Below are 22,046 nucleotides of genomic sequence, written 5' to 3' on the forward strand. Positions count from 1 at the left end.
TATAGTATATATTCACATTTTAATTTTTATTTTTTAAAATTTATAATAAAATCTAAGACATTCTTTTAGTGTCTTAAATCATCTTTTATTTCTTTTGCTTTTGAAATCATCTCTCGTGCATTTTCAATAGTTATAGCCGTAACTTCGCTACCACCAATTATTCTAGCTACTTCTTGTTCCACTTCATCATCCTTCAGCTTCTTAACTTTTGTAAACGTATTTACTTCATCGCTGTTTTTTTCAATTAAATAATTCACATCTGCTAGTGCCGCAATTTGAGGTAAATGAGTTATACAAAATACTTGATGAGCTTCAGAAATAAGCACCATTTTTTCTCCTACTCTTTGAGCTATTCTACCACTTATTCCAGTATCTACCTCGTCAAATATTACAGATGGAATTTGGTCTTTATCTACAAACACAGTTTTAAGTGCTAGCATAATCCTTGATAATTCTCCACCCGAAACCACTTCTTCTAAAGGCTGTAATGGCTGTCCAGGGTTAGCGGAAATGTTGAACTGTATCTTGTCTCTACCTTTAGAATTAAGATTATCTGTATATGCTACCTCTATTTTAAATCTACTTTTTTCAAGACCTACATAATCTAATTCTTTTTTTATTTCTTTTTCTAGTACTTCACTTATTTCTAATCTTAAATTATGTAATTCCAGTGCTATTCCTTCTAATTTTTCATATAACTTTTTCTTTTGTTTTAACAGTTCTTCTATAATCTCTCCACTGTTTATTAATTCGAAATATTGTTCTTCTATATTATTTTTATACACCATCACATCTTCTAAAGTAGGTCCATATTTCTTTTTACAAGCAGATAATTGATACATTCTAGAATTTACAAATTCCAATTCTCCTATATCATAGTCTGTATTATCCTTTAAGTCACTAAGGGTTCTAGTATTATCCTCTAACAAGTAATATGATTCCTCCAGAGAATCTACTATGGATTTAACTTCTTCATGATGAGCTTCAATAGACTTAAGTTCTCTAATAGCATACATTAAGGAATCTATAATAGAAATCCTACTTTCATCATTCTCTTTAAGTATCATATAACTTTTTTCTAAAGCTTTTTTGATTTTTTCTCCATTAGATAACATATTAAATTTCTTTGATAATTCTTCATCTTCACCTATTTTAGGTTTTATACTATTAATTTCATCTATTTGAAACTTTAGAAAATCTATTTTTTTCTCTCTTTCTCCATGGTTTCCTTGAAGTCTATTTATTTTTTCTTCAACTTCACCATATTTTAAATAAAATTTATCGTATTCTTCAAGCTTATTCACCAATAAATCTTGTCCAAATGAGTCTACATAATTTATGTGCTTTGAACTATCTAATAAATTTTGGTTTTCATGTTGACCATGAATATCAATTAAAGTTTCACTAATCTGCTTTATCTTAGATAGCAATAAGGTTTTATTATTTACTTTTGCTATGGTTTTACCTGAGTGAAAGCTTTCCCTACTGAGTATTACTATTCCCTCATCACTTATATCTAATTCTTCTAAAATAGTCCTAGTTCTTTGATTTTCAATAGAAAAAACTGCTTCTACTACAGTTTTATCTTCTCCTACCCTTATTAAATTCTTATTAAATTTACCTCCAAGAACAAAACTAATAGCATCAATTAATATAGATTTACCTGCTCCTGTTTCTCCTGATAAAACATTAAATCCCTTAGAAAAATCTATGGATAGTTTTTCTATAAGAGCAAAGTTCATAATATTAAGTTGTAAAAGCATTTATACCATTCCTCATTTACTTTATTAATTTTTCTATTTCTAATTTAAGTTCCTCGGCTTTTTCGTCAGTCCTTACCAAGATAAAAATAGTATTATCTCCAGCTATTGTTCCTGCAATTCCTTCTAATTTAAAAGAGTCAATTGCTTCAGCTGCAACTTGAGCTGATGCTGTAATTGTTCTAACAACCAAAATTTTATCTACTTTTTCAACAGATATAGCTGTATTTGAAAATATGTATGCCAATGCACTAATAGTTGAGTTGTTATTTGTATTTACTTGTGCATACTTGTATCTTCCGGTATGAGATAAAGTTTTAATTAAGTTTAATTCCTTTATATCTCTAGATACAGTTGCCTGAGTCACATTTATATTTTTAGCTCTTAATCTATCAGCTAAATCTTCTTGGGTTTCAATATCTTCATTTTTTATTATATCCAATATTATACTATGGCGATTTTCTTTCATATATTTTCTCCTCACAATCCATAGATCTTGAAATTATTTTTGTTCTTAATATTTTGAAATAATCATAATCCTTAAATTGAACAATCTTACACTTATCTTCAATTGTTTCAATTATCATCTCATTGTATTTATCTGATTCTAATTCTAAATGCCCATCACAGGTTAAGAATACGTTATCTTCATTAGTATTTAATATTATTTTTATCTTATTATGAGGATCTAAAATAATTGTCTTTACTCCATTAGATATAGGACAAATAGGAGTTAAACTTATTAGCTCCATAGTTGGATAGATTATTGGCCCTCCCGCTGATAAAGAATAGGCTGTAGAGCCTGTAGGGGTAGATACTATTAACCCATCAGCTTTATAGCTACTATAAAAACTTCCATCTACAAATATATTATAAGTCAACATTCTGCTTAAAATCCCCTTGGTTATAACAATATCATTTAAAGCTACATGGACATTTTCACCATCTTTTTTAGGAATAGTAACCTTTATCATCATTCTTTCCATGATTTGAAATTCATTATTTTTAAGTTTTTTAATAGCTTCACTAACTTCTGTTAGTTCTACACTAGTTAAAAAACCTAAATGGCCTATATTAACTCCAAGAATTGGTACTCCATATTTATATATCTTTCTTGCTGCTCTTAAGATAGTTCCATCCCCACCTAAGGTAACAAGTAAATCTAATTTTTTGTTTTCTTCTAGCTCCAATCCCTCAGCATCTTTAAATATATGTAATTCACTTTCAGGAAATTCTTCCTTTATTAGATCATGAACATAGTTTAGTATTGTATTCTCCTTATCTTTAGATGAATTGATGTTAATACCTATATTCTTCATATATCCTCCACAGTAAGTTTTTCATGAGCATTTTTTACAACGCTTCCTATACTATTGCTGTTAAAATTTCCTATTCTATTAAAATCTTTAGTAAAATTAATCAGATATTCTATATTTCCATTAGGACCCTTAATGCCTGAATAAGTTAAATTTAATATATTAATGTGACGCTCCTTCAAAAAAGTTACTACGTTTAAAATAACCTCTTCATGGATTTTACTATCCTTTACTACCCCTTTTTTAGAAACTTTTCCTCTACCAGCTTCAAACTGAGGTTTTATAAGTGCTACCACTTCTCCCACGCCCTTCAAAAGTGGAATAACATGAGGTATTACTTTATCTAATGAAATGAAAGATACATCTATAGATGCAAAATCACAGTATTCACCAATTTGTTCCATTGTAAGATTTCTTACATTTGTGCTTTCCATAGAAACAACTCTTTTATCCTCTTTAAGTTTATCTGCCAATTGATCTTTACCTACATCTATTGCATATACCTTAATGGCTCCACTAGTAAGCATACATTCTGTAAATCCTCCAGTAGATGCTCCTATATCTAAACATTTAAGCCCTTTAAGATTTATATTAAAATCTTTAAGGGCTTTTTCTAATTTAAGTCCACCTCTACTTACATAAGGAATTACTTCCCCACGCATTTCAACTTCAGCAGTTTCTTCAACTTTTAGCCCGCATTTTCTTTCTTCTTTTCCATTGACATATATTTTTCCAGATAAAATATACTCTCTAGCTTTTTCACGAGAAATTGCTAATTGCTTTTTTACTACTAATAAATCTAATCTAACTCTTTCCTTTAACATGCTTACTCCTTAGTTAAAAATTCCTCTATACTACTACAAATTCCTTCTGGGTCTAATTTGTTAAGATTATATAATATATTAACATCTCCATGCTGTATAAATTTATCCTTAAATCCTAATGTTAAAATATTATTCTTAAGTAATCCTTCCCTATTTAAATACTCTAATATCTCACTTCCAAGACCACCAGATATCATATTATCTTCTACGGTTACTAAATCATATCCTGACTGTACTAGTTCTTTTATTAATTCACTGTCTATAGGTTTTACAAAACAGCTATTTACTATAGTACAATCTATGTTTTTCTTCTTTAACAATTCTTTAGCAATAATTACATTTTGAACCATTTTACCTACTGCTATTATTGCCACTTTTCCAGATTTATTACCTAAAACTTCCCACTTACCTTTTCTAAAGAAAGTCATAGGTGAAAGTTTAATATTAGATAAGTCTCCACCCCTTGGATATCTTATAGCTATAGGATAGTTTTGTGTAACTGCAAACTGTAGCATATACCTTAACTCTTCAGTACATTTAGGACTCATTATCGTCATATCTGGTATGTGTGTTAAGTAAGATAGATCAAATACCCCTTGGTGAGTTTCTCCATCTTGACCTACAATACCCGCTCTATCTATAGCAATTACCACCGGTAATTTTTGTATTGCTACATCATGAATAACTTGATCATAGGCTCTTTGAAGAAAAGTAGAATACACTGCAAATACAGGCTTTAATCCTTGTGATGCCATACCCGCTGCCATGGTTACCGCATGCTGTTCTGCTATACCTACGTCAAAAAATCTCTTTGGGAATTCCTTAGAAAATCCCTCAAGTCCTGTTCCCTCTGGCATAGCTGCAGTTATAGCTACTAACTTTCTGTTTTTTTCTGCTAACTTTACCATAGTCTCACCAAAAATTTCTGAATAGGATTTGCTAGCCTTTGAAGGTTGCTGTCCATTTTCACAATTAAAAGGTCCTACTCCATGAAACTTATCTGGGAACTCCTCTGCATACTCATAGCCTTTACCTTTTTTAGTTATTACATGAATAATTACTGGGCCTTCTACCTGTTGAGCTTTTTTTAGGACCTTACTCATTTCTTTAATATCATGGCCATCTATTGGTCCATAATATTTTAATCCCATATTTTCAAAAAGCATTCCGGGAACCATAAGTTGCTTTACAGAATCCTTCATCTTATTTATAGAATTAATCATGCTTTTTCCTACCTTTGGTATCTTTTCCAAAGTAGCATTTACATCACTCTTAACTCTATTGTAAGCATTTCCCATTCTTAAATCATTTAGATATGTGGATATTCCTCCAACATTTGGTGAAATAGACATTTGATTATCATTTAATACTACTATCATCTTAGTTTTATTGTATCCTATATCATTTAAAGCCTCCATAGCCATTCCGCCAGTAAGGGCTCCATCTCCAATTACAGCTACCACATCGTGTTTCTCATTTTTTATGTCTCTAGCCCTTGCCATCCCTGCCGCTGCCGATATAGATGTACTACTATGTCCTGTATTGAACATATCATACTTACTTTCTTCTGTTTTGGGAAATCCACTAAGACCTTTATATTGTCTAAGGGTATCAAATTTTTCTTTACGTCCTGTTAATATTTTATGAACATAAGATTGATGTCCTACATCCCAAATTATCTTATCCTTGTTAAAATCAAATACGTTAAATAAACTCATAGTCAATTCAACTACACCTAAATTAGATGATAAGTGTCCTCCCGTCTTGGAGACTTGAGTAATGAGAAATTGACGTATTTCTTCTGCAAATTCTTCCAATTCATTTATTTTCATGTTTCTTATTTCATTAAAATCTTCATATCTATCTAAATACTTTGACATTTACCTTAACCTCGTTTTATAAAATATATTACTTTTGCAACTGCATATAATATATTATTACTATTTGTAATTGCGAATTTTTTTCCTATTGCTTTTCCACCAACAGTGGCTCCTGCTATCATTGCACTAATACCAGATGCTATTAATATTTCAGAACCATAAGGGTAAAGCTGCAATATTTTTGCTACTATTACTACACCTACAGCTCCGCTTATAATACCACACACATCTCCTACCACGTCGTTACAAAAGTTTGAAACTTTACTTGCATTTCTTATCATCTTCACTGCTATTTTTGCTTCTTTTATCTTCTTTGCAGCCATGGCATGAAATGGAATTTCATTTGCTGCTGTAACCGCTGTACCTATCACATCAAAAATTACGCCTAAAAAAATAATCAACACTAATATGGTAAACGCTAAGGAAGCATTAACCCTTGGAAGTGTAGATTCTGATAAAAGTGAAGCAGTTCCACTAATAATTATAGTATAAATTGTAATTTTAGTTATCCATAATGCTTCTTTTGTATTTTTTTTCTTACATTCTTTGTTTTTGACTTTTTTATTCCGCCTACTACTATCGCTTTCCAATTTTACCCTCCAAAAATAGATAAAGGTGGTAGCATACTAAGTAAAATTTGCGGCTTAGGTCTAGCAGGATTTCCCATAGAGTAATCAAGATGTCGCCATCTTGACGGTTTCCCTTTAATGCTCTATCTATAGTGTTTCCAACTACAGGGCTAGATTACCACTTAGTCCACACTGCAATCCTTAATATGCTTCACATGGAACAGTCTAGGAGATTTCCTCGACAGTTAGGTACTCTCTTATCCTCTTTTGCAACATGGGTTTTAGCAAGCAATAGCCCCATTACCCTGGCCGGGGTAATAAGATTTGTTCTCACCTCTACCCACCTCACTCAAGGCAGGCTACTCTGCACATAGCTCGTTTACCACAATGCAGGTTTAATCCAGTGCCGTACCGTGGGTATCTCTCCCAAAGCACAAACATTGGTCTCCACGATTGTAGGGTCGATGTCGCATGCCTTTGCGGTCGCCCCACAACCTTACTCCCAGCACAAGCCCACAACTGGGCGTTACAGGCCAGCACAAGGAACTTCATCGATGTGCCCTTCAACGGATTTTTAGCCCCGTCCTCAAAAGTACTTACCTGACTAGAATACTGCACCACCTCATTAAATTAATTATAGCATAACTATAATTAATTGACATTACTTTTTTATAAAGTTAAATGCACTTAGAAACATTTGTTTTAGTAGATTAATATTCTCTCTCTAACAAAAACTTAGTTATCTCTTCTAGTTCTTTTGTATCTCTTTCTATGCTATTTAAAAGCTCATAGCATTCTTGAGTTATATTATTACAAAACTCTTTACACTTATGAATTCCATACATGGTAATAAAATTTGTTTTATTATTTTCTCCATCACTTTGAGTTTTACCTAGTAATTTCGAATCTCCTTCAACATCTAAAATATCATCTTTAATCTGAAATGCAAGACCTAGTTTTTCTCCAAAGGATTTAAGAGTTTCCAAATCTTTTTCTGGAGCCTCTCCCATTATAGCCCCTGCAATAATGGAAGCTGATATTAGCTGGCCTGTTTTATTTTTGTGCATCTCTAAAAGAATTTCTTCATTTATTTTTTGACCTTCACTTCTTATATCTATAATTTGACCCTTTATCATACCATCTATACCTGATGACTTTGAAATAACCGCTGCTGCTCTAATTTTTTTCATTTCCCCACTTAGACATTGTGAAAACATTACATTCATAGCCTCATTTAGTAAACTATCTCCAGCTAAGGTAGCCATAGCTTCTCCATAAACCTTATGGTTTGTTGGTTTGCCTCTTCTTAAATCATCATCATCCATACATGGAAGATCATCATGTATTAATGAATAGGTGTGTATCATCTCCATAGACGCAGCAAAAGGAAGGATTTCATCTATAATATTATTATACATATTATAAGTACAAATCATAATAATAGGTCTTATTCTTTTACCCCCAACCCTTAAGCTATATATTATAGGTTCTAACATGGAACTATCACCAACATCTTTAGTTTTAAAATAGTTTTCCATCCAACTTTCTATTTTTTCCTTATAGATATTAATATTCATATTTAATCCCTCACAAAATACAATTAATCTTCCTGATGAAAATCTTCTTCACCTTTATCTGTCAATATCTTTATTTTTCCTTCTGCTTCTTGAAGAGTCTTATATAAATCACTATAAAGCTTCATTCCCTCTTCATATTTACAAATAGCCTCATCTAAAGTAACTTCTCTATTTTCCATTTGAAGCAATATTTCCTCTAACTTAAGGACCTTACTCTCATAAGTTTCTTTTTTCTTAGCCATGTTATTCCTCCACCTGTTCTATTTTAAATAGTCCATGACCATCTTTCATGGTAATCCCTACAACTTCATACTTTTTCAATTTTTCTAAAGATTCTATAGGCTGATTCTCTGGACTTTTTATAATGCTATACCCCTTATCTAATATGTTTAATGGGTTATTTCCAATTAATCTATGGCTTATAACCTTTAATCTATTTCTTTCCTCTTGAAGCCTTAATTCCATAGTAAACATTAGTTTACTTTTTAGATTATCTAACTTATCATATTGATTTACCACATAATTCTCAGGGCTATATAACAATAATCTATTAAACATATTATTAATAATATTAAGCTTCTCATTAATATTTTTATTTATAGCATATTTTATTTCTTCTCTTAATCCATTTAATTTTTCCTTAAAACCCTCTAAGCTGTATACTGCAATTTCAGCAGCATGGGAAGGAGTGGCTGCCCTTAAATCAGCTGCAAAGTCAGCTATTGTAAAATCTGTTTCGTGTCCTACTCCTGTAATAATAGGAATTTTAGAGGCTTTAATAGCCCTAGCTACCTCTTCCTCGTTAAAGGCCCATAACTCTTCCATTGAGCCACCACCTCTAGCTAAAAGTATCACATCTACATCCTCAATATTATTAAGAGCTTTTATACCAGCAGCTATATCTCTACTAGCATTGATTCCTTGAACTAAGGATGGATATATTAAAATATCAATGTTTGGGTTTCGTCTAGTTGCTACTTTAATTATATCCCTTACTGCTGCACCAGTAGGTGAAGTAATTACTCCTATTCTTCTTGGCATAGATGGAATTGCCTTTTTTATATTATTATCAAAAAGTCCTTCTTTCTCTAACTTTTCTTTTAATAAATTAAATGCAATAAAGAGTTCTCCTTCCCCTTCTACCTCCATAGTGTTACAGTAAAGTTGGTAGGTTCCTTCTTTCTCATAGATAGATATATTCCCAGATACTACTACATTCATACCATCCTTAGGTATAAATGTTAAATCCATGGCTCTTGTCTTGAACATTACACATTTAAGCTTTGTAAAACTATCCTTTAATGAAAAGTATATATGACCACTGCTATGAATTTTTACATTAGACAATTCTCCTTTGATATTAGAATTTTTAAGGATAAAATCATTATCTATTACTTTCTTTATATAGCTATTTACTGCTGTCACCGTTAAAATTTTACTGTACATTTTTTAACCATGCCTCACAGGTATTCTTCATGAGCATAGTTGTTGTCATAGCGCCTACCCCACCAGGTACTGGAGTTACTAAACTAGCCACTTCTAATACTTCTTCAAAGTTTACATCACCTTTGACCTTACCTTCCACCATAGTAGTTCCTACATCTATAACTATGGCACCCTCTTTAACAAAATCTTTAGTTACAAAACCTGGTTTTCCTATGGCCGAAACTAAGATATCTGCTTTTTTACAAACACTCCCTATATCTATAGTTTTTGAATGACATATAGTAATAGTAGCATTTTCTTTAAGAAGTAAAAAAGCTGCTGGCTTTCCAACTATGTTGCTTCGTCCAATTATTACGGCTTCTTTTCCCTTTATATCTACTTGGGATTTAATAAGTTCAAGAACACTCCTAGCTGTACATGGCATGAAAGATTTTTTATCTTTATACATCTTTCCTAGATTAAAATCTGTAAGTCCATCTACATCCTTTTCTACATCAACAGCATCTAAAACTCTTTCTTCATTTAATGCTTTGGGAAGCGGTAATTGAATTATTATTCCATCAACAGAATTATCTTCATTTAACTCTTTAATTTCATCAATAAGCTTATCTTCAGAAATATTTTCTGAAAACATTTTTGTTTCATACAATATTCCTAGCTCCTCACTTACCTTTTTTTGTCCTCGAGTATATGAAATTGATCCTCCATCTTCACCAACAATTATTGATACTAGCCTTGGAGGTCTTTTCCCTTTTCCTACTCTGTTTGCAATTAATTCTTTAATTTCGCTTTTATGTTGAACTGCCAAGTCTTTTCCACTTAATTTTGTTCCCATAAATACACCTACTTTTTAATTAAATTATTTAACACCCCATTTATAAATGATGGTGCATTATCATCTCCATACCTCTTTGCAAGTTCTATAGCTTCATTAATAGTAACTTTGTTTGGAATATCTTCATCAAATAAGATTTCATAAGTTGCCATTTTCAATATAGCTAAGTTCATCTTTGGTAATCTTTCTAATTTCCATTTTACTAGATACTTAGTAATAGTTTCATTAATTTGAGCTTCATTTTCAGATACTCCCTTCAATGCTCTTATTACATATTCAAAGTCTATATCCTCTATTTTTTCCTCTGTATTTTCGCGGAAATTTTCAATAATGTCTACATAACTCTCCTTGTTAATTGACATTTCAAATATTAACCTAGTTGCTATCTCTCTACTTTTTCTTCTATTCATATATATACCTCCATAAAATATCTCTTGTTTGTTATTTTTCCTAATAAGTTTTTTGTAACTTTTTATAAATAAATTATCTATATAAAACCACTTAAATGGGAGTTTCTTATGTATAAGCTCCTTATATCTTCTTATTAATATTATGTTTTTAAAATTGAAATTAAACTCCACATCATGACATGGATAAGTTAATTTTACACATGGAAACACCCTCTTCACTAGAGGGTGTTTAAAATTACTCTATTTCCTCTTCTTTGTTCATCTTAGGAAATATAATATTCTGCACGTTAATATTAACTAATGATACATTTAAACCTGTCATAGTTTCAACAGTGTTCTTAACATTTTTCTGCACCTTTAAACACATATCCGGTATCTTTATACCATACTCCACGGACATATGTAAATCTATTACTGCAGAATCATTATCCATAGTTACTTTAACGCCCTTTGATATATTCTTTTTACCAGTGAGCTTTTTACTTATATCTTCTACTAATCCAGCACTCATACCTGCAACACCTTCTATTTCTGATGCTGCAAGACTAGCTATTACACCAATAACTTCGTCAGATATTCTTACTATACCAACTTCTTCCTCTGTAGGAACTTCATTTAATATATTTTCTTCCATAATTCACTACCCCCTTACCAGTGTGATTAATAATATTCATATTATATCAGATAACAATTTCTTTTACAAATTTTATAATAGAAATACTCATTATTTTTATATTACCCACTTTTAAAAATATTACCCTATAAATATATTAAAAACAGCAGATTTTTACTCTACTGTTTTTAAAACAAAATATGTTTAGTTATTCAGCTACTTTTATTTCTATATCTTTTATATCAGCTTTACTCATAACTACATCTTTAATTTGTCTAACTTGTTGGTCTGAAAGCTCTCCTTCATGTTTAACTACCACTGTAGCCTTTTCCTTATCTAAAGTACAAAGAGCTTCTTCAAATCCTTGAGCTTTAAGCGCTAATTCAATTTTAACTTCTTTATCAGATTGAAGTGCTAAATTCTTATATTCGTCAGCAGCCTCTGCCTTTTGATCTTGTGGAGTATTTTCATCATCTAATAAAGCCTTTAAAGTTTGAAGAGTTTTAGTTGCATTGTTATCACGTTGTAATCTTGCTTCTGTAAAATAATTTGCATTAGTTGATGCACTAATTGTAGTTCCATCATTTCCCTTTGTATCACTTACATAAAGTGGTCCATTTACTTGAGTCGCTAAATAACCTGCAAATAAAATTAATACTACTAGTGAAGAAATAATTATAGTTTGTTTTTTATTCATTATAGTTCCCCCCGAATTTTTTATTTATATCACATTTATATGCTACTTTTTCATAGGATATACCTGTACTTTATCATCTGAAAGACCAAATAATTTAATTACAGCTTGGCGTATCCTTAATTCTGTCACTGAATCCCCAGCTCCTTCAGCTACTACACAAATACCTGTAATGGTAGGATTATAAGTTTTTGTTATAAAGGGTTGTTGTTGATTTTCCTTATTTTCCATAACTACTGTACTCCCACCATTTTCTTGTGTTATCTCCCTTTGTCCCCCACCATTGTCCTTTTCACTAGTAACACTAGTTGAAGTTTCTTCATTAAATACTGGTACCTGTTCTTGTCCACTTTCGAAGTAAATCATAGAATGGACTTTACCTACACCTTCTATTTTCTCTAATAAACTAATTAATTCTTGTTGCATCTTCTCCTTATAAGCCTTATCTACAGCTGAAGATGTAGTATCTGTATTCTTTTGTATTTCATCACCACCTATTGCCACTACATTAGCAGTTCCACTGTCACTTCCCTTTGGACTATTGTCCTTTGTAAACATACTTCCTACTATTAATAATAAAACTCCAACTAAAAATACTATGGCTAAATTTGTTAATAAATTAGAATTTATCACCTTTGGCTTTTTACCACTTTCTCCTATAGTATTTTTAGAATCTTTATCTTGCTGTTTGCTCTCACCTCCTTTTCCCTTAAAAATATCTTCAAATATTTTTTTAAGATTGTTTGACACTTTTATCCCCCCAAACTTCTATATAAAATTTATGTTTAATTATTATTAAGTTTGTATACATATATATTTTCCTCATCTATATCGTAAGTAGAGCTAATAAAATTTCTAACCTCCATTGATTTTTTATCTGTTGAAGAATCTTGATTGTCTACTTGAACTGACTCATCACCGATTTGTACCTTTTTCACCCTTTCCACTGAACCATCATTAATTCCTATCTCAATTCTTTCAATAAGAAAAATGCTGTTTTCATTGTCATAAGCTGCATCTACCTTGGCACTATACCCATCTCCCTTAAAATTTTTCTCTAAATCAGCTACACATTGTTTTTCTAAATTGTTTTTAAACCTTTCTAACGTACTATTTATATTAGCCTGTCTATATTCTTCATAATTTCTCTCACCTTTATCATTGAATACTAAGTCTGCAGATTCTTCAATTATTTTGTTCACTTGTAGCTCTTCATTAAATATTTTTAAAATAGGACTTAATATAACTACAAAAACAATTAATCCAAGAATAAAATTACAATACTTTTTTAATGAATTATCTGGTAATATCATTTGTACTGCTGTAGAAAAAAATATTGCCACACATATGGTTATTATCCACTTTCCTAAAGCTTCTATCATTCCATCACCTACTTTTAACATAAATTAATCTAATATCTACATTAGAATAAATCCTTTACCTGTAGCAGCTATTATAGTAATCATTATAAAAAACATTACACTGACACATATAATGCAAGAACCAAGTAGCATCAAAGATCCTCCTGCAGCATCTATAATATTAGTTACTTTATTATCACTTACTGGTTGCAATAATGCAGAAGTTAGTTTATACATGAATCCCATAACAAAAATCTTTATTATAGGAAGTAAAATTATAGATATAAGAATTACTACCCCTAATAGACTAACTGAGTTTTTCAAAAGTAAGGTGTAGCTAGCTACTGTTGCAAAGGCATCAGATAAAGTTTTACCTACTACAGGTATAAAACTGTCCATGGCAAATTTAGCTGTTTTTGTGGTCACCACATCAAAACTATTTCCTACAATTCCCCTAATTGTTATAATCCCAACGAAAATTGTCAGAAAAATACCTTGAACCCATAGAGCAAACTTTTTAAGTAAACTAGTCAAATTCTTAACATTATATTCATTAGATATGTTATTTACAAAGTCTAGGACAAAACTCATACAAATTATAGGTATGATTATAGAAGAATAAAGCTTAGTTCCTAAGGTGCATACACCCATAATAATTGGGTCCATTACCACAGCTTGACTTACACTTCCTACACTTGCCAGTAACATTATAAGCACCGGCATTAACGCTACCATAAAATCACTTATACTATTTATAACCTGTTGGGTTAATTCCACTCCTATATAAAATCCTCGAGCAATCAGTATAATCATCACTGAGAAACAAGCAAAATATGCTACATTACACAACTTTTCATTGCTAAAGGCATTTTGAAGATTATTTAATAATGCGCAAACTATAGCTATTATGATAAGTTGTCCTATTATTTTAAAAGATACTACTATTTCTTTAAATAAGTATCCTAAAGCCATTTTTAATATCTCTTTTCTTTCTAAGGAGCCTTGTCCATCTTTCATATAGCTTTGTACAAATTCCTTAGGAGACATATCTTTTAGTAATTCAGTTCCAGTATCCAGATTACTTATATAATCATATAGTCCATTTATTTTGCTCATTTGCTCATCATCTATATTTACTTCATCATTACCATAAGCTTTTATAGGAATTAAAAATATGATCATAACTATTAAAACAAATATACTTTTCTTCATATTTACACCTACATTATCTTTAATATTGTTTGCATTACAGCCATTAGTATTGGTATTGCAAGAGTAAGAATTAATATTTTACCAGCAAACTCAACCTTTGATGCAATACTACTCTCACCAGCATCCCTACAAATTTCACTACAAAAGGATGATAAATATGCAATACCTAAAATTTTAAATACTGTATCCAAGTACACTATGTCTATATTAGCTTTATTTGATAAGGTTTGAAGGAAATTTACTATTATGGTTAGCTTGCTAACTAAAAACATAAATACTATTATGCCTGCTATTAAGCTAATTAAAAGTGCAATATCCGGTCTTTCCCTTTTTACCATTATCACAATAAGAAGAGTTATTAGTGCAAAGGATACTATTTTGATAATATCCATAGTTTCCTCCTAAAAGTAAAATAAAGTTTGTATTGCATTGAATAGCTTTGAAACCAAACTAATCACTAATATTAGTATTATTACTATTCCTGCTAAATTACTAATAACTGCGTATTCCTTTTTCCCTCCACTATCTAAAACCTTATCTAAAACTATCATTACTATTCCAACTATACCGATTTTTACTATTATACTTATATCTAACAAAATCCACACGCCTCCTTACATTAAAATAATTCCTATCATGGCACCGAAGGAAAACCCCAGGTATCTATACATCTTCACGTTTTTATCAATGTTATATTCGGCATTCTTAATTGCTTTTCCCAAATTTTCTAGAGTTAGTGCAAACATATCATTATGTCCTTCTATATCCATTTCACCTAAACTTTTAGTAAAATCTAAAAATATACCTATGTCATCTTTTGTTAAGGATAATTTGTCCACTCTTTTATCTAGGCTATGAATAAAACAACTATTTACATCACATTCTTCGCTGCTAATAATTAATTCTGATGCCTCCTTAAAAATTCCAGCTATGGGTTCTTCACATTTTTCATAGACCTTATTAAGAGCCTCTGGAAGTAATGCATGGGTAAAATTTATTTCATTCTTTAATACATATACGCCTCGCTGAAATTCCTTTAACTCCCTAACTCTTTTTTTAAATTTTTCTCCATAGGAAAATCCTAAAATAGTAGATGAAACTACTATGAGAATAAAACCTATTACTTTTATCATTTATTACCACCCCCTTACTTTCTCACCTTTTGTAAAATCATATATATATTCTATGGTTGCAATGCCACACTTATTACTTAAAATTACAGCTCTTTGAAAAACTTTATTTTCTAAAATTTCTTTAAATACTGGTCTATTATAGAGATCCTTTTCACTAAACCCGTGGATAGTAGTTATTACATTTACACCTGAATTTAATGCTGCCACAATACTCTCCATATCTTTATAGGTACCTATTTCGTCACATACTATAAGATGAGGAGCCATACTTCTAATGGCCATGATTATTCCTTGACTTTTCGGGCAGTTATCCAATATATCTGTCCTAATGCCTACATCCATTTGAGGAACCCCTCTATAACATGCTCCAATTTCACTTCTTTCATCAATAATAGCTACATTTTTGCCACTTAACCCATATCTTGATAATCCATTAGATATCTCCCTTGATAAATCTCGCAATATAGTTGTTTTCCCACATTTAGGTGGAGATATTATTATAGTGTTTAATATAGAATTATCTTTAATGATAAAAGGTAAGATTCCATCACTACATCCCTTTACCTCTCTAGCAATACGTATATTAATTGAAGATATGTGTTTTATAGTCTTAAGAGAGTTTTCTTCTAAAACACAGGTACCACAAATTCCAACTCTGTGACCACCTTGAATAGTTATATATCCTTGTTTGATTTCTTCCTCAAAGGCGTATATGGAGTAGCTACTTATCTTTTGAATAATTATCTTTATGTCCTCTAGTTTTGTATTATAACTTGTTCTTATCTCCTTATTATTGCTTATAAATATAAGCGGTTTGTTAACCTTTAATCTAATTTCTTGTAGTTTTCCACCATGGTCACAGTTTATAACTTCAGTTCTAATAGAAGGAGATAGTATATCCAAAACATCTTTAGTAATCATGCAACTCACCCTTTCTTACTTAATTGTTATTACCTTTCATAGATAATTATTACTATAATATTTTTATTTTTTTTATTTTTTGCAAAAAATAAGTGCTTCATATAATGAANNTTCATTATATGAAGCACTTATTAAAAACAGTATGTTTTCATATGTCTCTGCAACCTATTAAATATGTATTCATAGAGCAAACAAAAACTAGCCTTCAATTATGAAAGCTAGCTCAATATGGACTAAACTCTTTCCATATATTCTCCTGATCTAGTATCAACTCTGATTGTGTCTCCTTCATTTACAAATAGAGGAACTGGAACTATTGCCCCTGTTTCTACTGTAGCTGGTTTTAACACGTTAGTTGCAGTATTTCCTTTAACTGCTGGTTCAGTGTTTGTAATTAATAGTTCAACGAAGTTTGGAGCTTCTACTGAGAAAGCTTCACCCTTGTAGAATTTAATTATTGCAAACATGTTTTCTTTTAAGAACTTTATAGCTTCTTCTACTTTATCGTAGTTTAAAGGAATTTGCTCGAAAGTTTCTTGATCCATGAAGTAGTATAACTCTCCATCAGAATAAAGATACTGCATTTCTTTTCTCTCTATTACTGCTTCTTGGAATTTAGCAGTTGGGTTGAAAGTTGTTTCTGTAACCGCTCCAGTTATAGCATTTTTTAATTTAGTTCTAACGAAGGCAGCACCCTTACCTGGTTTAACATGTAAAAATTCTACAACAGTGTAAACTTGTCCACCATCTTCAAAAGTTGTTCCTTTTCTTAAATCTCCAGCTGATATCATAATGTAACCTCCCAATATATAATAGCCTTTGTTAATAAAATTATTATAACCTATTTAAAGCACTTTAATACCTTATGTAGTTATTAATATGCATACTAAATTTTAGTAATAAATTAATTACCTAATTTAATAATTATAATTACTTACATTTACATTAACAATGATATTTTATCAAAACTATGTATTCTTTGCAAACAAATTATACCTTCATATTAAGAAACTTGCAATAAAAGTTTAAATATATTATTAAAAATACATATTATATCCATATATTCATATCTATTATATACATTTTGATAGATTTAAAACCCAGGAACAATAGCTCCTTTATAATTATCTTCGATGTATTTTTTTACTTCTTCAGAAGTGGCTGCCTTTGTTAAAGCTCTTATTTTATCCTTTTCTTTATCTTCAGTTCTAACAGCAATTATATTTGCATATGGACTATCTGTACCTTCAATTACTAAGGCATCTTTTAAAGGGTTAAGTCCTCCCTCTAAAGCGTAGTTAGTATTTATTACTGCTAATTCTACATCTTGTAGAACCCTTGGTAACTGTTCTGCATCTAGCTCTGTTATCTTAACATTTTTAGGATTTGAAGTAATATCTTTTGCAGTTACTAGATCCCCCTCTGAAATTTCAATTACTCCATTTTTAGCTAAAAGTTTTAAGGCTCTTGCCCCATTAGATGGATCGTTAGGAATTGCTATTTCCGCACCATCTTTAATAGCCCCTATATCATCTAATTTTTCTGAATATACTCCCATTGGTTCTAGGTGTACCTTTGTTGTATAAGAAAGATCGTAAGATTTTTCTTTTACTGTAGCTTCTAAAAAAGGTACATGCTGAAAATAATTTGCATCTATTTCACCTTCTTCAAGGGCAGTATTAGGTAGTACATAATCTGAAAATTCTACTACTTCTACTTTATATCCTTGATTCTCCAATATTGGCTTTATAGCATTTTCCACTATAGCTTTATGCGGCTCTGGAGATACTCCTATAGCTATAGCCTTATCTTCACCCTTAGCCTCTGAGCCTGCTTTTCCCTTAGAACCACAGCCTACTAAAGTCACCCCTAAAGCTAATGTTAACGTTAAACTTAATAATTTCTTTACTGATCTTTTCATGTATATATTCCTCCTTGATTATAAATTTCTAAACTTAAATTTTGAATACTAGCTTAGTTTCTTATATATGTAGTTTCCTAAGCTTTGAATAAATTGAACAAATATAATTAAAACTACCACTGTAAATATCATAATTGGAGTATTAAATCTATTATATCCATAGGTTATAGCTGCTGCTCCAAGACCGCCTCCACCAATAGAACCAGCCATGGCAGAATATCCTATAATGCTTATAATAGTTAAAGTAAGACCTGAAGCAATAGATGGTAAGGCTTCTTTTATCATTATTTTAAATATTATTTGAGTCTTAGTAGCTCCTAAGGATTGAGCTGCTTCTATAACTCCTTTATCTACTTCCTTTAAAGAAGTTTCAATAATTCTTGCAACAAAAGGCGCTGCAGCTATAGTTAAAGGTACTATGGCCGCTGTAGTTCCTATGGATTTACCTACAATAACTCTAGTAACAGGAACTACTACCACCATCAATATTACGAAAGGTAAACTTCTTAAAGTATTTATAACCCCATCTAATATTTTATATAAGTATTTATTTTCCATAGGACCTTCTTTGGTTGTTAGTATTAAAGCTATGGCTAAAACCATACCAATAATTACTGCAAAGATCGTAGATATCACTACCATTATTAAAGTTTCTATTAGTGCACTACTAAGGATCCCTATAATTGCTTCTGCTGTCATAACTATAACACCTCCCATTGGAATTTATTCTTTTCTAAGTAACTAGTAACAACTTCCTTCCACTGTTCATCAACTCTTATGACTAATGATCCCAATACATTATCTCTAAATCTTTCTAGCTTGCCCCATACAATAGAAAAATTTACATTCAAATCTCTAGCCATGTTAGTTATAAATGAATTTTCACTTTTATTTGCCGGAAAATATATCTTAATATTGACTCCATCTTGAAATAAAATTTCTTCTTCTTCTCCTAAGAATTTTCTTAGAGAATATCCTGGTCTTAAGAACAGTTCATCTACATTTCCTTCAACTTTAACTTCTCCGCCTTCTACAAGCACTATTCGCTGGCATATAGACTTTACTACTTCCATCTGATGGGTAACCATTACTATGGTAATCCCCATTTCTTTATTAATTTTAGATAACAGCTCTAATATGTCCTTTGTAGTTTTAGGATCCAGTGCTGAGGTTGCTTCATCACAGAGTAATATTTTAGGTTCTAAAGCTAAAGCTCTTGCAATTGCTACTCTTTGCTTTTCTCCGCCACTTAACTCTTTAGGCATAGACTTTATCTTGTGGGATAATCCAACAATTTTCAACAATTCTTCTACCTTTTTTTCTATATGCTCTTTATCATATCCCCATAGTTGTAATGGTAATGCTACGTTATTATATACATTAGACCTTTTAAGTAAGTTAAAATTTTGAAATATCATTCCAACATTTTTTCTAAACTCTCTAATATCTCTTTCTGTCATAGAGGAAACTTCTTTTCCCATAACTTTCAAACTGCCTTCATCATAACCTTCTAATCCATTTATACATCTTAACATGGTAGATTTTCCTGCTCCACTGTGACCTATAATTCCATATACTTGTCCCTCTTCTATGGTAAATGATACATTCTTTAGAACTTTTAAACTCTCAAAACTCTTATTGATATGTGATACCTCTATCATCATCTAGCACCGTCCTTTACTGTAGATATCCTATTTACTTTAAATCTAGATTTAATTATTTTGAGTAAAAATAAAAGCACTAGAGAATAAATCTCTAGTGCATAAAACTTCATGCATGCCAATTCATTCTCTTATCTTTCAGCTCAAAAAAGCTGCAGGATTTAGCACCATGACGCACATATAAAGATATATGATTCAATATATATACACAGGTTGCTGGGTTTCAAAGGGCCAGTCCCTCCACCGCTCGTGATAAGACAATATTTACTTTTACCTTGGCACTAATTATACATAACAATAAATAAATAGTCAACATAAAAACACCAAAATTTTTAGATTTTTTTGAATACAAGAATAAAGGTACAAATATCTTCTTCAACCACCAAAGAGTTAATTTCTTTTATTTCATCCATCTTACCTAAATCACTAAGTAAATTTTTAAAAGTAGTAAAATCCCCCTTACACTTGATAGTTACTTCACCCCAAGAGTCATAAACAACAATGTTATTTAAAGAAATATCATTATAACTTCTTAATCTATTTAAAAATTCTCCAAGTTTAAACTCTTCCTTTTTATTTTCTTCTACAATGTTACTTACAACTAAATTTCTATGATTTTTAGCATTATTTAAATTTATTTGTGTTTTACCATAAGCTATTAAGAGTATTATAGTTGCTACAACTATAGTAATATTAATTAATTTGTATTTTCTAGTATCCATTAATCTTTACCTTAGCTGTAAAATATAGCTCTTCCTTCTCTTGAAGAATAGATGAAACTTCAACTATTGAAAACTTTTCTTCTAAAATTTTAATACACATTGAATAATCTTCCTTATCTTTAATCTTTATATTAAATCCTATATTATTGTCATCTATATTCATAGAATTTATCTTAAGATCTTCCTTTGAAATTATTTCATAAATATAGTTATATGCAAAGGTTGTGATACTTTTTCTGTCATTATTTAATTCTATGTTTTTGTTATACTGCACTTTACCTACAATATTTAATCTCTTATAATGATTCCCTAATATTCCCATGGAAATAATTATAAATAATATAGAGAAATATATCAAAGTCCTTATTATATTTTTCTTATAGATGTACCTTAAACTCTCTATATACCATTGAGGATAATATCCTTCTTTCATTGTCTCCCTCCCTTTCATAAATTAAGAATTTACAGGAAAACTCCTTTTCATCTCATATAAATTAGCGACCTTAACCTTTTCCTTTTTCTCATTTGTAATGATGTAAATTCCCTTATTGTTATGTTCTTCCCCATTAATCTCTCTCAAAAATGCTAAGATTTCTATATTTACATTTTCTTTGCTTCCATTTATAACTCTATTTGCTCTTATAGTTCCATTTTCTACTTCAATGATATAAACATACCTATTTCTATATATTATTAAAGTGAATTCTCCATTTTTTATCTTTTTGTTGTATTTATTTGTATATAACTGTTGTATCGGTATTACAGAGTTTATATTTGCCCCTAAGAACAATTCTCGATTCATTAAAAGCGAATCCTTTACATTTATGCAGAATATGGCTACCTCTAATTTTCCTCTTTTATTCCTAATAATTTCATAATTAAAGATTATATTTTCTATATCATAAAAAATTTTTATTACCTGGTTTTTAACAATTAAATCTAGTTTAATTTTATTTACTTTAGGCACAAAAATATTATGTACAAATATCTCTTCTCCTTCTAAAATTATGTCCAAATTAAGCTTTCTTAAATTTTCCTCAGCTGCAACATCACTGTCTTTATAATTTTTCTTACTGCAATATGTGCAGTAAAAATTCTTATCCTTTTTTAAATATTTAATCTTTTCTTTTACAAACTTTATTTCTTCTTCATTTATTTCAATTATGCACCTTTTCTTCATAACTTTCCCTT

Annotated in this window: 27 protein-coding genes and 1 riboswitch; all 27 genes read right to left on the reverse strand. The window is 30.4% G+C overall.

Annotated features, from left to right (window positions below; genetic code table 11):
* Positions 1 to 65: 65 nt before the first annotated feature.
* The 27 genes from recN to B3J31_RS04910 all read right to left on the reverse strand — a co-directional run bounded on the left by recN (position 66) and on the right by B3J31_RS04910 (position 22,035).
* The gene (gene recN, locus B3J31_RS04780) at positions 66 to 1,763 is read right to left on the reverse strand and encodes a DNA repair protein RecN (protein WP_346868357.1); all 1,698 of its coding nucleotides are present in this window, start codon (positions 1,761 to 1,763) and stop codon (positions 66 to 68) included.
* Positions 1,764 to 1,779: 16 nt separating this feature from the next.
* Entirely contained in the window at positions 1,780 to 2,229 is a 450-nt protein-coding gene (locus tag B3J31_RS04785) for an arginine repressor (RefSeq protein WP_035129382.1), read from the reverse strand.
* On the reverse strand, positions 2,210 to 3,079 hold the full coding sequence (locus tag B3J31_RS04790; protein WP_150844949.1) for an NAD(+)/NADH kinase: 870 nt from the start codon (positions 3,077 to 3,079) through the stop codon (positions 2,210 to 2,212). The genes B3J31_RS04785 and B3J31_RS04790 overlap by 20 nt, the downstream gene beginning before the upstream one ends.
* A complete protein-coding gene (locus tag B3J31_RS04795; RefSeq protein WP_346868356.1) occupies positions 3,076 to 3,900 on the reverse strand; it encodes a TlyA family RNA methyltransferase in 825 nt (274 codons plus the stop codon). The genes B3J31_RS04790 and B3J31_RS04795 overlap by 4 nt, the downstream gene beginning before the upstream one ends.
* A 2-nt stretch (positions 3,901 to 3,902) precedes the next feature.
* On the reverse strand, positions 3,903 to 5,780 hold the full coding sequence (gene dxs / locus B3J31_RS04800; protein WP_150844947.1) for a 1-deoxy-D-xylulose-5-phosphate synthase: 1,878 nt from the start codon (positions 5,778 to 5,780) through the stop codon (positions 3,903 to 3,905).
* A 5-nt stretch (positions 5,781 to 5,785) separates the two neighbouring features.
* Positions 5,786 to 6,370 carry a hypothetical protein gene (locus tag B3J31_RS04805; RefSeq protein ID WP_150844946.1) on the reverse strand — a complete coding sequence of 195 codons (585 nt, stop codon included), beginning with the start codon at positions 6,368 to 6,370 and terminating at the stop codon, positions 5,786 to 5,788.
* 689 nt (positions 6,371 to 7,059) lie between these two features.
* Entirely contained in the window at positions 7,060 to 7,926 is an 867-nt protein-coding gene (locus B3J31_RS04810) for a polyprenyl synthetase family protein (protein WP_346868355.1), read from the reverse strand.
* Between the two features lie 23 nt (positions 7,927 to 7,949).
* Positions 7,950 to 8,168 carry an exodeoxyribonuclease VII small subunit gene (locus B3J31_RS04815; RefSeq protein WP_150844944.1) on the reverse strand — a complete coding sequence of 73 codons (219 nt, stop codon included), beginning with the start codon at positions 8,166 to 8,168 and terminating at the stop codon, positions 7,950 to 7,952.
* A gap of 1 nt (position 8,169) precedes the next feature.
* Entirely contained in the window at positions 8,170 to 9,372 is a 1,203-nt protein-coding gene (gene xseA / locus B3J31_RS04820) for an exodeoxyribonuclease VII large subunit (protein ID WP_150844943.1), read from the reverse strand.
* Positions 9,362 to 10,207, reverse strand: coding sequence for a tetrahydrofolate dehydrogenase/cyclohydrolase catalytic domain-containing protein (locus B3J31_RS04825; protein WP_150844942.1), 846 nt, complete (start codon positions 10,205 to 10,207; stop codon positions 9,362 to 9,364). Before B3J31_RS04825 ends, xseA begins: the two co-directional genes overlap by 11 nt.
* An 8-nt stretch (positions 10,208 to 10,215) precedes the next feature.
* On the reverse strand, positions 10,216 to 10,617 hold the full coding sequence (gene nusB / locus B3J31_RS04830) for a transcription antitermination factor NusB (protein ID WP_150844941.1): 402 nt from the start codon (positions 10,615 to 10,617) through the stop codon (positions 10,216 to 10,218).
* A gap of 235 nt (positions 10,618 to 10,852) precedes the next feature.
* On the reverse strand, positions 10,853 to 11,251 hold the full coding sequence (locus tag B3J31_RS04835; RefSeq protein ID WP_035129363.1) for an Asp23/Gls24 family envelope stress response protein: 399 nt from the start codon (positions 11,249 to 11,251) through the stop codon (positions 10,853 to 10,855).
* A 187-nt stretch (positions 11,252 to 11,438) separates the two neighbouring features.
* Complete coding sequence (locus B3J31_RS04840) at positions 11,439 to 11,927, reverse strand: SpoIIIAH-like family protein (protein WP_035129361.1); 489 nt, start codon at positions 11,925 to 11,927, stop codon at positions 11,439 to 11,441.
* Positions 11,928 to 11,969: 42 nt separating this feature from the next.
* Complete coding sequence (spoIIIAG, locus tag B3J31_RS04845; RefSeq protein ID WP_346868354.1) at positions 11,970 to 12,674, reverse strand: stage III sporulation protein AG; 705 nt, start codon at positions 12,672 to 12,674, stop codon at positions 11,970 to 11,972.
* 35 nt (positions 12,675 to 12,709) lie between these two features.
* Positions 12,710 to 13,327: a stage III sporulation protein AF gene (spoIIIAF, locus tag B3J31_RS04850; RefSeq protein ID WP_346868353.1), complete on the reverse strand. Its 618-nt coding sequence runs from the start codon at positions 13,325 to 13,327 to the stop codon at positions 12,710 to 12,712.
* Between the two features lie 15 nt (positions 13,328 to 13,342).
* Positions 13,343 to 14,497 (reverse strand): stage III sporulation protein AE, encoded by a 1,155-nt coding sequence (gene spoIIIAE / locus B3J31_RS04855; RefSeq protein WP_150844940.1) that lies wholly within the window; start codon positions 14,495 to 14,497, stop codon positions 13,343 to 13,345.
* A gap of 8 nt (positions 14,498 to 14,505) precedes the next feature.
* Positions 14,506 to 14,889 carry a stage III sporulation protein AD gene (spoIIIAD, locus tag B3J31_RS04860; RefSeq protein WP_035129356.1) on the reverse strand — a complete coding sequence of 128 codons (384 nt, stop codon included), beginning with the start codon at positions 14,887 to 14,889 and terminating at the stop codon, positions 14,506 to 14,508.
* Positions 14,890 to 14,898: 9 nt separating this feature from the next.
* Positions 14,899 to 15,096, reverse strand: coding sequence for a stage III sporulation protein AC (gene spoIIIAC / locus B3J31_RS04865; protein WP_035129354.1), 198 nt, complete (start codon positions 15,094 to 15,096; stop codon positions 14,899 to 14,901).
* A gap of 15 nt (positions 15,097 to 15,111) precedes the next feature.
* Entirely contained in the window at positions 15,112 to 15,630 is a 519-nt protein-coding gene (gene spoIIIAB / locus B3J31_RS04870; protein ID WP_346868352.1) for a stage III sporulation protein SpoIIIAB, read from the reverse strand.
* A gap of 3 nt (positions 15,631 to 15,633) precedes the next feature.
* Positions 15,634 to 16,551: a stage III sporulation protein AA gene (gene spoIIIAA / locus B3J31_RS04875; protein ID WP_150844938.1), complete on the reverse strand. Its 918-nt coding sequence runs from the start codon at positions 16,549 to 16,551 to the stop codon at positions 15,634 to 15,636.
* A gap of 233 nt (positions 16,552 to 16,784) precedes the next feature.
* Complete coding sequence (gene efp / locus B3J31_RS04880; RefSeq protein ID WP_035129348.1) at positions 16,785 to 17,342, reverse strand: elongation factor P; 558 nt, start codon at positions 17,340 to 17,342, stop codon at positions 16,785 to 16,787.
* Between the two features lie 302 nt (positions 17,343 to 17,644).
* Positions 17,645 to 18,472, reverse strand: coding sequence for a MetQ/NlpA family ABC transporter substrate-binding protein (locus B3J31_RS04885; RefSeq protein ID WP_346868404.1), 828 nt, complete (start codon positions 18,470 to 18,472; stop codon positions 17,645 to 17,647).
* 48 nt (positions 18,473 to 18,520) lie between these two features.
* Positions 18,521 to 19,171: a methionine ABC transporter permease gene (locus B3J31_RS04890; RefSeq protein WP_414632089.1), complete on the reverse strand. Its 651-nt coding sequence runs from the start codon at positions 19,169 to 19,171 to the stop codon at positions 18,521 to 18,523.
* A gap of 2 nt (positions 19,172 to 19,173) precedes the next feature.
* Positions 19,174 to 20,133: an ATP-binding cassette domain-containing protein gene (locus B3J31_RS04895; protein ID WP_150844936.1), complete on the reverse strand. Its 960-nt coding sequence runs from the start codon at positions 20,131 to 20,133 to the stop codon at positions 19,174 to 19,176.
* A 128-nt stretch (positions 20,134 to 20,261) separates the two neighbouring features.
* Positions 20,262 to 20,392: riboswitch (SAM riboswitch) on the reverse strand.
* Between the two features lie 73 nt (positions 20,393 to 20,465).
* Positions 20,466 to 20,855: a hypothetical protein gene (locus B3J31_RS04900; RefSeq protein WP_150844834.1), complete on the reverse strand. Its 390-nt coding sequence runs from the start codon at positions 20,853 to 20,855 to the stop codon at positions 20,466 to 20,468.
* The gene (locus tag B3J31_RS04905; RefSeq protein WP_346868405.1) at positions 20,845 to 21,288 is read right to left on the reverse strand and encodes a hypothetical protein; all 444 of its coding nucleotides are present in this window, start codon (positions 21,286 to 21,288) and stop codon (positions 20,845 to 20,847) included. The genes B3J31_RS04900 and B3J31_RS04905 overlap by 11 nt, the downstream gene beginning before the upstream one ends.
* Before the next feature lie 21 nt (positions 21,289 to 21,309).
* Complete coding sequence (locus tag B3J31_RS04910; protein WP_150844836.1) at positions 21,310 to 22,035, reverse strand: hypothetical protein; 726 nt, start codon at positions 22,033 to 22,035, stop codon at positions 21,310 to 21,312.
* Positions 22,036 to 22,046: the final 11 nt, after the last annotated feature.

The sequence above is a fragment of the Clostridium sp. UBA5988 genome (genome assembly GCF_002435615.1).
GTDB lineage: Bacteria > Bacillota > Clostridia > Clostridiales > Clostridiaceae > Clostridium_J > Clostridium_J sulfidigenes.

Excerpts from the sequence above, each read along its gene's own strand:
- spoIIIAF (WP_346868353.1), bottom strand. The coding sequence starts at position 13,327 with ATGTTAAAAGTAGGTGATGGAATGATAGAAGCTTTAGGAAAGTGGATA.
- B3J31_RS04905 (WP_346868405.1), bottom strand. The coding sequence starts at position 21,288 with ATGAAAGAAGGATATTATCCTCAATGGTATATAGAGAGTTTAAGGTAC.
- B3J31_RS04895 (WP_150844936.1), bottom strand. The coding sequence starts at position 20,133 with ATGATAGAGGTATCACATATCAATAAGAGTTTTGAGAGTTTAAAAGTT.
- B3J31_RS04825 (WP_150844942.1), bottom strand. The coding sequence starts at position 10,207 with ATGGGAACAAAATTAAGTGGAAAAGACTTGGCAGTTCAACATAAAAGC.
- B3J31_RS04810 (WP_346868355.1), bottom strand. The coding sequence starts at position 7,926 with ATGAATATTAATATCTATAAGGAAAAAATAGAAAGTTGGATGGAAAAC.
- dxs (WP_150844947.1), bottom strand. The coding sequence starts at position 5,780 with ATGTCAAAGTATTTAGATAGATATGAAGATTTTAATGAAATAAGAAAC.
- B3J31_RS04885 (WP_346868404.1), bottom strand. The coding sequence starts at position 18,472 with ATGAAAAGATCAGTAAAGAAATTATTAAGTTTAACGTTAACATTAGCT.
- spoIIIAE (WP_150844940.1), bottom strand. The coding sequence starts at position 14,497 with ATGAAGAAAAGTATATTTGTTTTAATAGTTATGATCATATTTTTAATT.
- efp (WP_035129348.1), bottom strand. The coding sequence starts at position 17,342 with ATGATATCAGCTGGAGATTTAAGAAAAGGAACAACTTTTGAAGATGGT.
- B3J31_RS04815 (WP_150844944.1), bottom strand. The coding sequence starts at position 8,168 with ATGGCTAAGAAAAAAGAAACTTATGAGAGTAAGGTCCTTAAGTTAGAG.
- B3J31_RS04835 (WP_035129363.1), bottom strand. The coding sequence starts at position 11,251 with ATGGAAGAAAATATATTAAATGAAGTTCCTACAGAGGAAGAAGTTGGT.
- spoIIIAB (WP_346868352.1), bottom strand. The coding sequence starts at position 15,630 with ATGATAAAAGTAATAGGTTTTATTCTCATAGTAGTTTCATCTACTATT.
- B3J31_RS04795 (WP_346868356.1), bottom strand. The coding sequence starts at position 3,900 with ATGTTAAAGGAAAGAGTTAGATTAGATTTATTAGTAGTAAAAAAGCAA.
- B3J31_RS04785 (WP_035129382.1), bottom strand. The coding sequence starts at position 2,229 with ATGAAAGAAAATCGCCATAGTATAATATTGGATATAATAAAAAATGAA.
- spoIIIAD (WP_035129356.1), bottom strand. The coding sequence starts at position 14,889 with ATGGATATTATCAAAATAGTATCCTTTGCACTAATAACTCTTCTTATT.
- B3J31_RS04890 (WP_414632089.1), bottom strand. The coding sequence starts at position 19,171 with ATGACAGCAGAAGCAATTATAGGGATCCTTAGTAGTGCACTAATAGAA.
- spoIIIAA (WP_150844938.1), bottom strand. The coding sequence starts at position 16,551 with ATGATTACTAAAGATGTTTTGGATATACTATCTCCTTCTATTAGAACT.
- B3J31_RS04790 (WP_150844949.1), bottom strand. The coding sequence starts at position 3,079 with ATGAAGAATATAGGTATTAACATCAATTCATCTAAAGATAAGGAGAAT.
- B3J31_RS04910 (WP_150844836.1), bottom strand. The coding sequence starts at position 22,035 with ATGAAGAAAAGGTGCATAATTGAAATAAATGAAGAAGAAATAAAGTTT.
- xseA (WP_150844943.1), bottom strand. The coding sequence starts at position 9,372 with ATGTACAGTAAAATTTTAACGGTGACAGCAGTAAATAGCTATATAAAG.
- B3J31_RS04900 (WP_150844834.1), bottom strand. The coding sequence starts at position 20,855 with ATGGATACTAGAAAATACAAATTAATTAATATTACTATAGTTGTAGCA.
- nusB (WP_150844941.1), bottom strand. The coding sequence starts at position 10,617 with ATGAATAGAAGAAAAAGTAGAGAGATAGCAACTAGGTTAATATTTGAA.
- recN (WP_346868357.1), bottom strand. The coding sequence starts at position 1,763 with ATGCTTTTACAACTTAATATTATGAACTTTGCTCTTATAGAAAAACTA.
- B3J31_RS04840 (WP_035129361.1), bottom strand. The coding sequence starts at position 11,927 with ATGAATAAAAAACAAACTATAATTATTTCTTCACTAGTAGTATTAATT.